The organism is Arthrobacter sp. YA7-1, from assembly GCF_025960325.1.
GTDB classification, from domain to species: domain Bacteria; phylum Actinomycetota; class Actinomycetes; order Actinomycetales; family Micrococcaceae; genus Arthrobacter; species Arthrobacter bambusae_A.
In genome coordinates, this window is the sequence record NZ_CP110114.1 from 1,912,546 (window position 1) to 1,927,415 (window position 14,870).

Annotated in this window: 13 protein-coding genes; 6 read left to right on the plus strand and 7 right to left on the minus strand. The window is 62.4% G+C overall.

Annotated elements, in window-relative coordinates; all coding sequences use genetic code 11:
• Positions 1–46: 46 nt before the first annotated feature.
• A complete protein-coding gene (locus OIT41_RS08870) occupies positions 47–1,180 on the minus strand; it encodes a Gfo/Idh/MocA family protein (protein ID WP_264637838.1) in 1,134 nt (377 codons plus the stop codon).
• A gap of 264 nt (positions 1,181–1,444) precedes the next feature.
• Here OIT41_RS08870 and OIT41_RS08875 point away from each other — a divergent pair, with 264 nt between their 5' ends.
• On the plus strand, positions 1,445–2,716 hold the full coding sequence (locus tag OIT41_RS08875) for an ROK family transcriptional regulator (RefSeq protein ID WP_264637839.1): 1,272 nt from the start codon (positions 1,445–1,447) through the stop codon (positions 2,714–2,716).
• Between the two features lie 187 nt (positions 2,717–2,903).
• Positions 2,904–3,926: a helix-turn-helix domain-containing protein gene (locus OIT41_RS08880; protein ID WP_264637840.1), complete on the plus strand. Its 1,023-nt coding sequence runs from the start codon at positions 2,904–2,906 to the stop codon at positions 3,924–3,926.
• 452 nt (positions 3,927–4,378) lie between these two features.
• Here OIT41_RS08880 and OIT41_RS08885 read toward each other — a convergent pair whose 3' ends face one another.
• Complete coding sequence (locus OIT41_RS08885) at positions 4,379–5,389, minus strand: aldo/keto reductase family protein (RefSeq protein WP_264637947.1); 1,011 nt, start codon at positions 5,387–5,389, stop codon at positions 4,379–4,381.
• Positions 5,390–5,614: 225 nt separating this feature from the next.
• Between OIT41_RS08885 and OIT41_RS08890 the strand changes: the two genes are divergently transcribed.
• Entirely contained in the window at positions 5,615–6,598 is a 984-nt protein-coding gene (locus OIT41_RS08890; protein ID WP_264637841.1) for an aldo/keto reductase, read from the plus strand.
• A 94-nt stretch (positions 6,599–6,692) separates the two neighbouring features.
• Positions 6,693–6,881, plus strand: coding sequence for a hypothetical protein (locus OIT41_RS08895; RefSeq protein ID WP_264637842.1), 189 nt, complete (start codon positions 6,693–6,695; stop codon positions 6,879–6,881).
• A 117-nt stretch (positions 6,882–6,998) separates the two neighbouring features.
• Here the strand turns inward: OIT41_RS08895 and OIT41_RS08900 are convergent, their stop codons facing one another.
• Both OIT41_RS08900 and OIT41_RS08905 read right to left on the minus strand, forming a co-directional pair.
• Positions 6,999–7,373: a hypothetical protein gene (locus tag OIT41_RS08900; protein WP_241710962.1), complete on the minus strand. Its 375-nt coding sequence runs from the start codon at positions 7,371–7,373 to the stop codon at positions 6,999–7,001.
• 324 nt (positions 7,374–7,697) lie between these two features.
• Positions 7,698–8,123, minus strand: a complete 426-nt coding sequence (locus OIT41_RS08905; RefSeq protein WP_264637843.1) for an Hsp20/alpha crystallin family protein — start codon at positions 8,121–8,123, stop codon at positions 7,698–7,700.
• Positions 8,124–8,255: 132 nt separating this feature from the next.
• On the opposite strand from OIT41_RS08905, the gene OIT41_RS08910 reads away from it, so the two are divergent.
• Positions 8,256–8,564, plus strand: coding sequence for a MerR family transcriptional regulator (locus OIT41_RS08910; protein ID WP_264637844.1), 309 nt, complete (start codon positions 8,256–8,258; stop codon positions 8,562–8,564).
• A gap of 192 nt (positions 8,565–8,756) precedes the next feature.
• Here the strand turns inward: OIT41_RS08910 and OIT41_RS08915 are convergent, their stop codons facing one another.
• The 3 genes from OIT41_RS08915 to OIT41_RS08925 form a co-directional block, all read right to left on the minus strand.
• Positions 8,757–10,385 (minus strand): fibronectin type III domain-containing protein, encoded by a 1,629-nt coding sequence (locus tag OIT41_RS08915; protein WP_264637845.1) that lies wholly within the window; start codon positions 10,383–10,385, stop codon positions 8,757–8,759.
• Positions 10,386–10,779: 394 nt separating this feature from the next.
• Positions 10,780–13,176: a hypothetical protein gene (locus tag OIT41_RS08920; protein ID WP_319801846.1), complete on the minus strand. Its 2,397-nt coding sequence runs from the start codon at positions 13,174–13,176 to the stop codon at positions 10,780–10,782.
• 6 nt (positions 13,177–13,182) lie between these two features.
• Positions 13,183–13,824: a peptidoglycan-binding protein gene (locus OIT41_RS08925; protein WP_241711011.1), complete on the minus strand. Its 642-nt coding sequence runs from the start codon at positions 13,822–13,824 to the stop codon at positions 13,183–13,185.
• Between the two features lie 471 nt (positions 13,825–14,295).
• On the opposite strand from OIT41_RS08925, the gene OIT41_RS08930 reads away from it, so the two are divergent.
• Positions 14,296–14,754, plus strand: a complete 459-nt coding sequence (locus OIT41_RS08930) for a hypothetical protein (protein ID WP_264637847.1) — start codon at positions 14,296–14,298, stop codon at positions 14,752–14,754.
• Positions 14,755–14,870: the final 116 nt, after the last annotated feature.

Here is a 14,870-nt window from a genome sequence, read left to right on the forward strand (position 1 = left end):
TGCCTCTATCCGGATGATTTTCATTGCTGCACTCCTTCTGGTTCTTTCACTGGACTCCTTCGAGTTGATTCACGCCTGGGACATCGACCCACTCGCCGTACTTGCTGGATTCGATGATGCTTTCGGTGAGGACGGCCGACCTGAGCCCGTCACGGAAGGTGGGTAGGCCATCGTGGATATCTCCGTCGATTGCTGCGTAGGTATCTGCGACGAATGCATTGAACGCATCCTGGTAACCCTGCGGATGCCCTGCCGGCAGGACACTGAGCCGCGCCGCTTCGGGGCTGAGCGCGTCCGGATCCCGGACAAGTAGCTGGGAACCGGCCCGTTTACCAAGCCACAACGTTTCGGGCGACTCCTGGTCGAACTGGACCGTACTCTCAGAACCCGAAATCTCGATCATGAGGCGGTTCTTCCGCCCAGGCGCAACCTGGCTGACCAGCAGATTTCCCACGGTTCCGTTCTCCGTCGCGAATACAGCCGCAACGAGGTCCTCGGTCTGGACGTCTTTGTGCTTTGCCCGGCCTGAGAAGAGCGTGCGGCTCAGTGCTCCGACCCGTATGATCCGGTCTCCGCTCACGAATTCGAGGAGGTCGCACAGGTGGGATCCGATGTCGGCGAACGCCCGCGAAGGGCCACCGAGACCGGCGTCCACCCGCCAGTTGTCGTCGCTCCGGGAGAGCAGCCAGTCTTGGAGATAGGACCCCTGAATGGTAGAGATCCGTCCCGTCTGGCCGGATGCAATACGTGCCCGGGCTTCCCGGACCATCGGGTGGAACCGGTAGACGAAGGGAACGGTCGCGACCGTCTTGGCCCTAGCGGCCAGCTCCACAAGATAGGTGGCATCCGGCACGTTGGTAGCCAAGGGCTTCTCGCACACAACGTGCTTGCCTGCCTTCAGGGCTGCCTCGGCGAGCGCGACGTGAGTGGCGTTGGGGGTGCAAACGTGGATGACGTCAATCCTGTCGTCATGTATCAGGTCCTGGACGGAGGGGTAAGCCTGTTCGGCGCCCAAGCGGTCTTTCGCGCGTGCGGCACTGGAAGGGCTCGAGGACGCGATGCCGGCGATTTCCGCCCCTGCGGCACGGGCGGCTCTGCTATGCACTTCAGCCATGAACCCGGCACCGACGAACCCGGCCCGTAACCGGGAAGCGGCTGTCGTGGTTCTGTTGTTTTCCATGCCGAAACAGTGACACGCACGACATGGCTTTAGTCGGCCGCCAGCAAAACTCTGCACCTTTTGACGCTCGCGGGTATGGAATCCGCACCGAAGTTGCACTTTTTGATGCTGTGGCGATCCGCGAGTGGACGGGAACGAGTGGACGCCTCGACACTAAGTGGACATGAGATCCCACTCGGGGTCCTGGTGAGCACGACGCTGACGGCACGCGCACATTCACCTCTTGCGAACCCCGAGACGTTTGAACCCCCGAAACGGAGAGATATGGACAACGGAGGCGCCGGCGAACTCTTGCGCATACTGCGGGACGGACGCCCGCGAACCAGGGCCGACTTGGCACGGATATCGGGCTTGGGGCGAGCTGCTATCAGTTCCCGCCTTGAGGTGCTCCTCGAACGCGGGCTAGTGGTCCCGGTATCGGATGCGGCTTCCACTGGAGGCCGCCCCTCGGCGCGACTGGCATTCAACCCCGGCACAAGGCTGACCGCAGCCGCCGACGTCGGCGCTACCCACGCGACCGTTGCGCTCACGGACCTGGCGGGGAGGATTCTCCTGGAAACCACTGAAGGACTTGAAATTTCCCGCGGACCGGAAGCTGTTCTGGACTGGCTGGTGATGACCCTGCAGAGCCATTTGAAAACGATGAAGCGTCCGGCAACGGACATCATCGCTGTCGGCATCGGCCTGCCTGGTCCCGTCGAACACTCGACCGGAAAGCCGACAAGCCCTCCGATCATGCCGGGATGGGACGGATTCGATGTCCCCGCCTACATTCAGCAGACCTTTGACGTCCCCGTACTCGTCGACAACGATGTCAACATCATGGCCCTCGGCGAGCGGGCGACACGCTGGCCCAATGAGGACAACATGATCTTCCTCAAAGTCGCTACAGGCATCGGCTCTGGCGTCATTAGTGGAGGAATGTTGCAGCGAGGTGCGACAGGAGTCGCGGGAGACATCGGTCATATTGCCGTTTCCAACGCGGCGGGAGTTCAATGTCGCTGTGGCCAGACTGCATGCCTGGAAGCCATCGCAGGCGCTCCGGCGGTCGCCGCCCGGCTCCGGGACAGCGGACTTGAAGCAACCACCGCAAGCGACGTCGTCTCGCTCGTCCGGTCCGGCGATTTGGCTGCAATTCAAGCCGTCCGGCAGGCCGGACGCGACATCGGAGAAATGCTCAACATGTGCGTGAGCCTCATGAACCCTTCCCTCATTGTGGTCGGTGGATCCCTATCCCAATCCGGGGAACATCTGATCGCCGGAATCCGCGAGACTGTCTACGCACGCTCGACCCCGTTGGCGACCCAACACCTGACCATCACCCAATCCGAAACCGGCCCGGAGGCTGGAGTCGTGGGGGCCAGCATCTTGGCCATCGAACACGCCCTCGCCCCTCATAGAGTCAATGATTTCGCGATCAGGATGCTTCCCAGTGGACAGCAAAATACGGATCTGGAGCACGTGGACCAGATCTTCCGAACGTCCCAGCCGCTCCAAGACGTCGAGGACGAACAATTGCACCACGCATTTCCTTGACCAAGTCGCCAAACGAAGGTGCCGGCATTAAGAACATCGACACACGAATCGACGACGTACACAGGTAAAATCGACTTATACAGCTGAGGTCCTCTCCTGCCAGTTGCGAGCCACCTCAACCGCTCACTCAGACGACTTGGCCGCCCAGGATCGCCCGAAAGGTTCAGCTGCTGAAAAGGAGGACGGCATGCCTCAATTTGCCTCCGAGAGCAGCGGTCATCTGCGACGATATACGGTGCCGGAGGGACTCAGTCCCGAAGAAAGGTTCGAACACTGGCGAACGTGGTACGGCAGTGCAGTCGAAACCCCGATGCGGTTGGAAAAGTCGGCACACGCTTCGCCTGTGCTTTTCACTCCTTCGGCCATTAGTCTTGCCGGGCCAGGTTTCAGCCTCATAGAAATATGGAACGCCCCCGCACTGGGCTCGTGGGCGCCGAATCCCGACACCAGGGATATTCGCGTGGCCTACTTCAGGAAGGCGCCGACCCTAACCCTCGCCCTCAACGGCGAGCCTGAGCCAGTATCGCCCGGCTCCGTCCGGTTTATTGATACCTCTGTGGGCGGCAGTTTTGATGCGCCCGAAGGCTTTCACGCCGTGCAGATCAACATTGATCGCAGCAGCCTGGATGTGAGCGAGACCGCCTTAGGCTCCCTCATTCGCCTGCCTGACCTCGCGAAACATCCACTTGTGGGCACTTTTGTGGTTCCCGCACTATTGAGCTGGAAGCGGCCGGGAATCGACCGCGAGGCATCGGGAACCGCAGACATCCTCAGATCCGTGATGGCGACCCTGGTGGGCTCACTGCTCGATGTGCCGGTCGAGGATGAGGCGCAAAAACCGGCACTGAGCCGGGCGGTGAAGAAATACCTTGATGCCAGCTACGACAACCCCGATCTAGATGTGGCAATGGTGGCCGAAAGGTTCAATCTCTCCCGTCGTTCCCTGTTCTACTTTTTCGAGAATGAAGAACTTCACCTGGGCGAACGCATACGCGCCTTGAGAACGCGCAAGGCGCTGGAGCTTCTTCTTCAAGCCGACGCCCAAAGGATCACCTACGCAGAAGTTGCTGCATCGTGTGGATTCTCGAACGTGCAAAGCATGCGCCGTGCAGTGAAAGAGTTCACCGGGATGAATGTGAGGGAGATCCACCGATCCGAGACCGGAGTTCGTGTTGCACTGAAACAGCTGCGGGAGTCGCTGATGCCCTAGCGCATGACCGGGAGATCGAGTCGGCGGTCAAAGTGCGTTCCCCGGGGGCGCACGTATCGCGGAACGAACGTCTTCGTTCTTCGTGAGGCCGAAGCCGACACCCTAAACTACGTTCCGTGCAACACGATCGCTTTTCCTGTTGCAGTGACGGGACACTCTGAATCTCGGTCTACCGGAAGGTTCCGACTCAATGGAATCCGTATCCTGCGACGGCGTCGTTGCCGGCGATCCGGACGGGTCATCGCAGGACCAAATCAGACGCTACAGCGTTCCCGCCGGGCTAAACCCGGACGAAAAATTCGAACATTGGCGGACCTGGTACGGCAGCGCCATTGACGCCCCCGCTCGGTTGGAAAAAACCGAAAAGCTAAGCAGGGGCGCAATCTGGTGATTCCCGAGTGGAAGATCCAGGAAGTAACGTGGGTGGCCGGCCGTCCCCTACCGTTCGGTGCCTATGCTTCCCGGGTGGCGGGTGAGGAATCTTTGGTCCGGGCGGGGTCGCGTTCGGCGAGGGCGCCGATCGCGGCGTCGATTTTGTCCATGATCTCCTGATCCAGTTTCACTCCCGATGCCGCCACGTTGGCCGCGACCTGCTCGGGCCGGGACGCGCCCGTGATGGCCGAGGCCACGTTCTGGTTCTGCAGGACCCATGCGATGCTGAGCTGAGCCATGGTCAGTCCGGCTTCTTCCGCGATCGGTTTGAGCTTCTGGACCCCGGTCAGGACCTCGTTTGACATCCAACGTTTGATCATCTGCGCTCCGCCCTTGGTGTCTGTGGCGCGGCTGCCCTCGGGAGCAGGTTTCCCGGGCGCGTACTTGCCACTCAGTACGCCCTGGGCCATGGGAGACCACACGATCTGGGAGAGGCCGAGTTCTTCGGACGTCGGCACCACTTCGGCCTCGATGACCCTCCAGAGCATCGAGTACTGCGGCTGGTTGGATATCAGCTGGAATCCCAGATCCTTGGCCAGTGCGTGGCCGTGACGGATCTGCTCCGCTGTCCATTCGCTCACGCCGATGTACAGTGCTTTGCCTTGCCGCACGATGTGCGCGAAGGCCTGCATGGTTTCTTCCAGCGGTGTCTCGAAATCGTAGCGGTGGGCCTGATAGAGGTCCACGTAGTCTGTCTGCAGGCGCCTGAGGGAGCCGTTGATGGATTCCGTGATGTGCTTGCGGGAGAGCCCGAGATCATTGTGGCCCTTGGGCCCTGTGGGACCGAAGACCTTCGTGAAGATCTCCAGCGATTCCCGCCGTTCGCCGTTCAGAGCGTTGCCAAGGACAGTCTCGGCCGCGGTGTTGGCATAGACATCGGCTGTGTCGAAGGTGCTGATTCCGGCGTCGAGCGCTGCTCGGACGCATGCGGTGGCGGTGTCGTTCTCGACCTGGGAGCCATGGGTCAGCCAGTTGCCGAACGTGATTTCCGAGATCTTGAAGCCGGAGTTGCCAAGGTACCTGAATTCCATTTTTTGCTGACGCACTTTCTCTCGTCCGTGAAGTAGCCGGCCTTGTGGCGGTACCCAGGGCCCTGACCACGTCGTTCCATGAGTGGCCCCTGTGTCTGTAGCCGTTTCCGAGACTACGCTTCTGACGGGATCTTTTGTCCAGGCGTGGCTGGCCCTTCGGGTCCTAGGATCAGCTGTCCCCCTTCCATGCGGACGGGGCAGTTGTGCCGTGGTTATAGTCGAAGGATGAAGCAGCGAGTATTGGGCAAGACAGGGCGCTCCGTCTCCCTTGTGGGGCTGGGCACATGGCAGCTTGGTGCCGACTGGGGCAACGTGGATCTGAAGGATGCCAACGACATCCTGGAAGCCGCAGTGGATTCCGGGGTGACCTTCTTTGATACTGCCGATGTCTACGGCGACGGGCGGAGTGAGCAAGCCATCGGCACGTTCCTCGCTGCCAACCCCGGGCTGGACATCGCAGTAGCTACCAAAATCGGGCGGCGCCTGGAACAGAAACCGGAAAACTACACATTGGCCAACTTCCGGCAATGGGTTGACCGTTCCAGGCGGAACCTCCGGACGGAGTGCCTGGACCTGGTGCAGCTGCACTGCCCACCGACCCCGGTTTACAGCCGCCCGGAAGTTTACGATGCGCTGGAGACGCTCGTCAATGAAGGCGCAATCAAGGAATACGGCGTCAGCGTTGAGCGGACCGACGAAGCACTCGAGGCCATCAAGCACGGCACGGCGACCGTCCAGATCATTCTGAACGCCTTCAGACTGAAACCCTTGGACGAGGTCCTGCCCGCGGCGAAGAACGCCGGAGTCGGCATCATCGCCAGGGTCCCTCTGGCCTCCGGCCTGCTCTCGGGCAAGTACTCCAAGGACACAGTCTTTGCCGAAAATGACCACCGGAAATACAACCGGAACGGTGCAGCATTCGACGTCGGAGAGACCTTCTCCGGAGTTGACTTCGAACAGGGCCTCAAAGCGGTGGAAGAATTCAAAAAAATTGTGCCGTCCGGAGCAACGACAGCCCAGGCGGCCATCGCCTGGATAGCGGCACGCGATGGAGTCAGCACTGTCATACCAGGGGCCCGAAACCCCGGACAAGCCCGCACTAACGCCGCCTCCGCCCAACTACTGGACCACCTAGGACCGGACTTCGAGAACAGAGTCAGGGAAATCTACGACACGTACTTCCGCGAGATGATCCATTCGCGCTGGTAACCCGGGGTGTTCGAGGCGCCCTTGGAGGCTGACGACGTCGTAGAGCTGACCCGCGTCGACCGCCCCTTGGCGCGGGGCCGGGCGGCGTTTGGAGATGGATTCGCTGTCGTCGGCCCGGTGCGCAGTGGACGGCGACGCTGTGGCGCCCGATCACGAGGCCGCGGTTCTGGCCCGCCTGGCGGAGGAAGCCTTCGTCGAGGGCGCGGATGTTGTCTATGCGCCCGTGGACGCCGGGGCGGCGGACCGGCACGAGGCCCTCGGCTGGACAAGGAACACCAGCTGACGAATTGCCCGCAGAGCGCGTCGACGTTGATCCCCGAGTCGCTTGCGTCATCGTGAACAATGCAGTCCCGAAGGAACTGGCTGGTCTGTGGAGGGGTCATGGTGTGTTCCCGAAGAGTCAGGGTTGGGTTCCGTAGATGAATTCTTTGGCGTGTGCGACGGCTTTTCGGAAGGCGTCGTTGCGCAGGCTGGCTTGCTCGGTGTTCCTGGTGTCGGTCTCGAGGTAGTTCGTGTACCCGGGTCGCAGGACCCATATATCGCCGGCCGGGGGAAGGTAGAACACGCCGAACGAGCGGTGCTGGGGGTCCTCGGTCCAGATGGGGACGACCGCGACCGCGGCGCCGGTGTCGGGGTTGATCCATTGAGCCCTGGGCATGGGTTGTTCGTGTGTTTCGGGGTCCAGGAACGGCGCTGTTCCTTTGCCCCATCTCTTCTCGAAGCGTTCGTAGAACGCGGGCATCAACTGGCTGTCGTACGGGCGCCAGGCACTCATGGGGGCTCCTTGGACTTGTGCGGTTTTCCGGCTCTCAGCGCCTGATCTGCAGGATCAGCACGTGGCCGGTTGGCGGACATGGCCGTTGCGGGACCGGCATTCCCGGGGACCGTCCGGCGGGCGGCTGTTTTAGATGCGGGGTGTTCTCGTGGGCGGGGGGATGGTCCCCGGCCTGTTCGGCCGGGGACCATCGTTGCGGGAGTCATCCTCGGGGCCTCATCCATCCGTGCGCTGGCTGCGCTGTGGCGTGGTCTGTGAACTCGACCGCCCTTTGCGTGTGGTGGGCCGATGGGGTGCTCCCGGTCCGGGAGGCTGCGCCGAGGGTCAGGCGCTGATTTCCTGGCGCTGTTTTCCGGCGGTTTCGATTTCGATGCGGCGCGGCTTTGCTTTCTCCGCCACCGGGATGCGCAGGGTCAGGACTCCGGCGTCGTAGCTTGCTTTGACACCGTTCGTGTCCAGCGCGTCGCCGAGGATGAGCTGGCGGCTGAAGACGCCGCGGGGACGTTCGGAGGCAATCATTTCGGTGCCCTCGCCGACGGGGTCCGGGCGTTCGGCCTTGACAGTCAGGACGTTGCGTTCGACGTCGATGTCCACCGAGTCCACGTTGACTCCGGGCAGATCGAAGGCGACTACGAAGTCCTCGCCTTCGCGCCAGGCGTCCATCGGCATCGCCGCCGGCCGTGCCGTGGTGCCGAGCACCTGCTCGGCCAGCCGGTCGAATTCACGGAACGGATCCGTTCGCATCAGCATGGTGTGTCACTCCTTGCGGATCGAAGTTTTTGTTGTCAACCCAGCCGATCTATGGTGGCTGGTATATATTTCTTATAGCACCATGAATGGATCAGGGCAAGCCTGATTTTTGAAGGATTTTGGAGGTACCCGATGGGGCAGGCCGAGGACCGGGGGAGGGGCGTGTACGCGATTTCCGTCGCCGCCGAACTGGTGGGGACGGGTCAGCAGAACCTGCGCCTCTACGAACGCAAGGGCTTGTTGGAACCGGGCAGGACCCTGGGCGGGACCCGCCAGTACAGCGAGGACGATCTCGTGATATTGCGGCGGATCGGTGAGCTGCTGGAATCGGGGTTGAACCTGGCGGGCATCCGGATGGTCCTTGTGTTGGAGGCCGACAACCGCCGTCTTGAGGCGGAGCTCAGATCCGCGAACGCTACACGGAACAAGGGCCGTTCTTGATGTTCCTATCCCTGGCGGAGCTTCACCAAGAAGGTGGCGACGATGCGACTGCGGCGACGTCCTGATCCAAGGCCGGATAGAGCCTCCTGGACAATCCCGGACAGTCCCATGAGAAAAGGCCCAAGGAGTAGGTTTGAGACTAATACTGACGGCAGTCGACTTTGAAGAGTTGTTTTGGCGACGCTGATCGGCTTAGCTTCGGTCCTTGTTCCCGTTGCCGCCTTGTTGGTGTGAATCGGACCGGGGGCGCTGGAGCGTGAAGGATTCGAAGGATGCGAGCTGTCCTTGGGGGCCGGTTACGTTGTAGTAGGTAACCTCCATCTTCGTTGTCCCTCCGGGTTCGGTGCCGGGGTCGATGCTGAAGGCCGCGAAACCATAGGAGTTCGCGGCATCGCGCTGTCCCGACCACGGAGCGTCTTCCTGGACGTAGACCGGTGGCCGCTTATTTGTTGTGGGGTCGGGTGCGCCAACGCCCGTGATGACACGGCATGAGGGAGGGTTGTAGAACAACTGGTTCGACGGTACCGACGTTCCGCCCCCGCCCAGGACCATATGCACCGTCCCTTTGGTGGTATCGATGACGTCGGTGTGCGTGTCCGCCGGAATCGGAGTCAGCGTTGCGTTGGCTTGTTGGCCGCGGATCGGGTGCGAGCGTTCGTAGTGGTGCTCGTGCCCGCAGACAACCAGGTCCACTCCGTACTTGTCGAACAGCGGCACCCATTCCTGCCTTATGCCCAGATCGGCTCCGTTGAAGGACCCTGCCGTGCTGATGACAACTTGGTGCATGCAGACGACCACCCAGTCGATGTTCCTATCGGACCTTGCCGTCCTGAGTTCATTTTCGAGCCAGATTTTCTGGGCGCCCTTCGAGTAGCCCCTGACGTAGCTGTTGCCGCCGTCCTGATAGCAGACATCGTCGTTGGCAAGGCTGATGACTCGTACTGAACCTGCGGTGAAGGAGTACCAGAGGCCGCGGGTGAGGTCGGTCTGCCCGGGCTGCGGCGGGACGGAGAAGTACGTCTGGTAGGCGGCATATCCGATCGGGCCGTTGCCCAGTTCGTTCTCGTGGTTTCCTGCGGCGGGCATCCAAGGCCGGTGACGGGCGCTGCGTGAGTTGTTGTCCCAGAAGTCGGTCCAGGTCCGTACCCGGTTCTGCGAGATATTGGCGTAGCAGAGATCGCCGTTGAACAGGTGGAACAGAGGCTGGACGCGTTCGACGCCGGCCGGCATGTCACCCGCAGCGGGGGAACCGAGGTTGTCGTTGACCCATTGCTGCGTGCCTGACCCGGAGCTGGACTTCTTTCCGAGCGTGGGGGTGCCTTGGTCGCCGAAGCTTGTGAAAGTGAATTTTCCGCGTCCGCGCGGACCCGTACGGAAAGAACCAAACTCTGGCTGCGCGCCGTCGTGAATGGCTGCATACACGTAGTCGTGGGATGGATCGAGTTCGGTGAGTTTCGCGTGATAGGCATATACCTTCTGGCCGGATTTGGCGTCGACGTAGCTGGTTGCTACCGCGTCCTGGCTCCGTCCGTAACTTCCGTCGGTTTCGCCGAGCATCGCCCGGGCCTGCTTGACAGGCTGCAAGGTGTGCCACGACACCACAACTTCGCTGGATGCATCGGTACCGAACTGCAGATGCAGTCCGTTCACCACCGGGGTGGTCAGCGGGTCGCCGACGGCAGAGGGCAACATCGCCTTGTTGTCCGCAGCTGAAGCCGGGGTTGCGCCTGCCAAAACGGCGACGGCGCTGGAAGCTCCGGCAGCCGTGAAGAAGCCGCGACGCGAGAGTCCAGTCCTAAAGAGTTCCTTGTCATCAGTCATGGGTTCAGCTTTGTGCGGCGCCGAGGCGAGACAGTGAAAACTGTCCAAGCGGCGAGTCACCGACACATTAATTCTTGGTAACCCCTTTCCCTTAGTGGGTGCGCCCGATGCCCTGCAGGTGATCGACCGGTACGGGTTTCCACATCCGCGACGTCGGGTTGCTCGCCCTCGGCTTTGGCACGCCCGGCACCGACGGTCATGGGCGTCGAAGCCTATTCGCAACAAACGCACCGCCTGGACGCTCATGGTGTTCCTGATGTGGATCGTCAGTTACAGGCACCACTTCGGCGCCGACGAGATTCGACGGTAGGTCCGGTGGGCGGGATTCCAAGCTGATTCCGGGAAATTGCAAGCGGTTGGCGGGGGAGTATGGTGGGCGAGATTTGGGGTGGTTTTAGCTGCCGGGTACCGCGGTCGCGGGCGGCGTCGCCGGAGCCTGTGTCGGCGCCGGGGCTGTTTGTGCCGGCTGGGCGGTGGCCGGCGCGGGAACTGCTGTTTGTACCGGTTGGGCGGTGCCCGGCTGGGAGGCTGCCGGAGTCGGTTGCTGTGGGACCGGCGCCTGTGTCGGGGCGGACCCGGGTATGGGAGATGTGCCCCCGTCGGGGGGTGCTGGGGCTGTGTTGGATGTGGTGGTGCTTGGGGCCGGAGCGGTTGTCCCGGATGCGGATTGGGTTGCGGAGGGGTCGTGCGTGATGATCTGCTCGATGCGGGTCTTGTAGTCAGCTAGGCGGGACTGCAGCTCTGACAGGGGTATGTTTTCGATGTTTGCCTCGAAGTTTCTGACTTCGTCCCATATTTTCGCCAGTTGTTCCGTTCCTGCTGGGCTCAGTGGGCGGTCGAGGGTCAGGACCAGCTGGTTGGCGAGTGCGTAGGTGAGGCATTGGACGCAGTTGTAGTTGGCGGCCGCGGCGAGGTTCTGTGGAACGATCACGTTCGCGTGGCCCACGACGAGCACCACTTCGAAGCCGATGGCAACGGCGCCGCAATCCCGACAACTGGCGAAGGCATACGCTTCGTTTTTGTTGAGCGCCTGGCCGTCATCAACCCAGACGAGGGCGAACGCCACGTCATAGGTTACGGACCCGTCTTTGGTGTTCACAGCCAATGCCTGGTTCCCGCCGTCGCCCGGGGGCAACGGCTTATCGAAGGGGAAGACCCAGGCGGGCTCTGCGGCGGGGGCGCCGGTATCTGCGGCGGTTGTTTGCGGGGCCCGGGGGATCAGTATCATGGCCAGTTGCGGCTTGTCCGCCGTCGGCCTGACGCTGCCGGAGGGCCAGATGGCTGCCACCTTTCCCTGCGCTCCGTCTACGAGCCGGTTGGGTTTGGGCATTACCAAGGAAACGGCGTCGGTGATGGTGCCGCGGTCATAGCGTTGGATTGGCCGGTAGGTGGAGGCGTTGGGCCACCACGCCGTAATCAGCAGGGCGCAGACAAGGGCGCCGGCGACTGCGGCGCCGGCACGTCGGCCTGGACGGCCCCGGGTCTTCCGCCAAACCGCCCGCGCGCCTTGACGCACCATCCTGACGAGGACGATGCCTGTGCCGAGGATGGGAAGAGCAGCGGCGAGAATCATGAGGATATGCGCCGCGCCGCCAGGCAGGTCACCATGGCCCCAGGCATCGCCGAGGAGGCTCTGCTGGCGTGCGATGCTCACCACAGCGGTGGCGAGCACGCGCGGGAGCGTGAGAATCATCATCACGACACTCAGGAGGAGGAGAGGCACTACCATCAGGACCCAGATGCTGACGACGGCGCGGGCCCACGGTTTGAGGGCTTTGGACTCCGGCCTGCCCCAACGCCAGGGAAGCAGGCCCAGGAGGGTGGGCTTGATCCGTTGGAAAAGATCCGGTACGCCGGTGAGGTCGGCGAGCACGTGGTATCCGTCGAAACGGACCAGAGGTGTGAGCTGGCGCAGCATCTGCAGGATCTGGGTCAGCACGACCAGCAGCAGGGCGTCGTAGCCGGTGGCCCACCAGATCCCGGCGATCAGCACAGTGACGATAGCGTTGAAGTAGAGGCCGCCGAGGTCGGTCCTGACCCGGCCAGCGCGCCCGAGCCGGTATGAGTCTGTCACGTCCGTGTAAAAGGCTGGCCAGAACAGGTACAAGCCTGCGCCCATCGCTCCCGGAGTCGCTCCTCCGTAACGTGCTGCGGCGGCGTGGCCGAATTCATGGAAACCGGAGGAGAAGATCGTCACGGCGACTACAAGCAACAGCAGTGCCGGGTTCTCGAACGCGTCGTGGGTTGCCGATCCTAGCCCTTTGAGTGCCAGCACCCACCAGCAGACAAAAAGGAAGGCGCCCAGCACGGGCACGGCGATGAGTGGATGGAACAGTTGGGCGAATGGTGCGGTCAGCCGCCTGGTTTTCTCGGCATCCGTCACGGCGTAACGGAAGCGCAATCCAAGCAGCGGATTGGACTTCTTGACTTCCGGCTGTGAGCCGTCCGGGCGCATCAGCAGACCCAACGGCCGAAGCTGGGAGTCGATCAGGGTGCGGACGTTCTCCTCGGAGACCCGGCGCCCGGATTTTTCGCTGACGCTCTCAGCAAGCTGCGCAGGGCTGGTTCGGCCGTCCACTGCAGACAACACCATGTAGAGCAGCCGCGTCAGCTGAAGGGTCTGTCCGTCTGCCCGGCGCACCAGAGACGGCGGTTCCCGGTAGCCCGATCCTTCCATTTCACCGATCAGCTCAACGCCGTCCGCACGGGACGGGCAGCGTTCGTCCGCGCCCATGTCCGGTGAGCTGGCATAGTCGGCGGGGTCGAGCGGGCCTCCGGGAATCACCGTCACCGGGTACTACTGCTGCAGGGTCGAGTGTTGGTTCGACGTGGCCGTGGCAGCCCCGTCGATGTGCTGGTTGATCACGGCGTCCTGCTGGGCGGCGGCCACGGCATTGCTATCGATCGCGCCGATGTTTGCTGCCACCCCGGCGTTGATCGGTGCCGCAACATTGGCGTTGGCGGCAACGGCGCCGTTGATGGGGGCGGCGATACCGGCGTTGGCGTCGAGTTTTACATCCACGTTGAGCAGGTTCCCGTTCACGGCGGCGGTCGGATCAGTGACCGTCCCGCCAGCGGGAGCGGCCGGGGCCGGCGCGGCCGCAGCCGGCGGAGCTGTGTGGCCGATGCTGCTGTCCTGCGTCGAGTTCGCCGTCGCGTCGGCATTGATACCCTGATCGATTAGTGCGCCCTGATGGGCCACACCCGCGGCCGTGGAACCGGCCGAGAGAACGTTGGCCGACGCGGACGCATCAATAGGTGCCGCGACGTTGGCGTTCGCGGCCACGCCAAGATCGATCGGCGCGGCCGCCTGGATTCCGAGGTTTAGGTCGGCATTGAGGTCAAGGATGGACGCGACTTCCTTCGCCGGCAGCGCGGTGATGCCTTCCGCGGCCAGTTCTTCAGCGGACAACGGCTCAAGTTCCTGCTCTTCGTTCATCACAAACTCCATTTCCGGCACAAGTAGCCTGGCCGTCAGCTATTTCGATAAACACTTCATCCACCGCTTCGGTGACTGATTTCGCACGGAGAACCGCACCGGGAAATGGATCAAGGAAGAGCTCACCACCCCAGCGCCGCGCTCTCCGGTAAATAGTAAGGGTACTTTTCATTTTTTGCGACCGGGCATCTGTCCGCGCCTACGCGGAAAGGTCAACGCCAACAGTCGAATGGTTCGTCGATCCCGTTCAGAGAGTACTAAGCTTGCTTAGTATTAAGTCTTTCAGGCAAGAGGTGAAGCAAGATTCAAGATCGGGGATGGGCGTCGGCCCGGAGCTCTAGCCGGGAGGATATGCGGTCGTCGCGTGGCCCTTTGGCCCGCTCGCCACGGCAGCAGGTGGAATCCGGAGGGAGGGGATCGAGTTCGGGGGTTGGTTCCTCGGCCGAGAAGCCTGAGGCCAAGGAGTTGCTGGTGAGGGGCTTGTCATATACGAAGCAGATTCGGCGGGTCAAGGTCCTCAGGGCGTGCTTTGATTTCCGTCGGGCCTTGGATCTTGCTTTGGAGTGCGTTGTGGCCGCCGAAGCTGATCTCGGGGTCCGCCGGCCAGAGGTGGCCGGATCTGACAAGGATACGGGCCCGTTGGGGCCGCCTCCAGCCGCGGTCACGTGGCTCGCTTGCCAGCTGTGCAGGGAGCTGGGCGAGTACCGGTTGGAGGTATCCCTGATCGAACGATGGCTTGGGCACTCAAATGCCGACCACGGAGAAGATCATGCCGTTGAGCAGATGAAATGGCGACTGGCCACAGCGAGCGAGCTCCTGCGGACCGGCCGTCGCTCGGCCTGGGTTCAGGGCGCGCTCCCCGGCAACGCCCTGCCTTCGGGAGTTGCCGGGGATCGCCGCGGACAGAATGCCGGCCTGCATACCCTTTAGGGCCAGTCGTTATCCCCGGTCCAGAATGTCTTGCAGGAATTCCTCCCCTTTACAGCCCTACCTTGGCGGCCGGCTGCAACTCCCGGAGTTTGGGACGCTTCTGACATTGGTGCGGT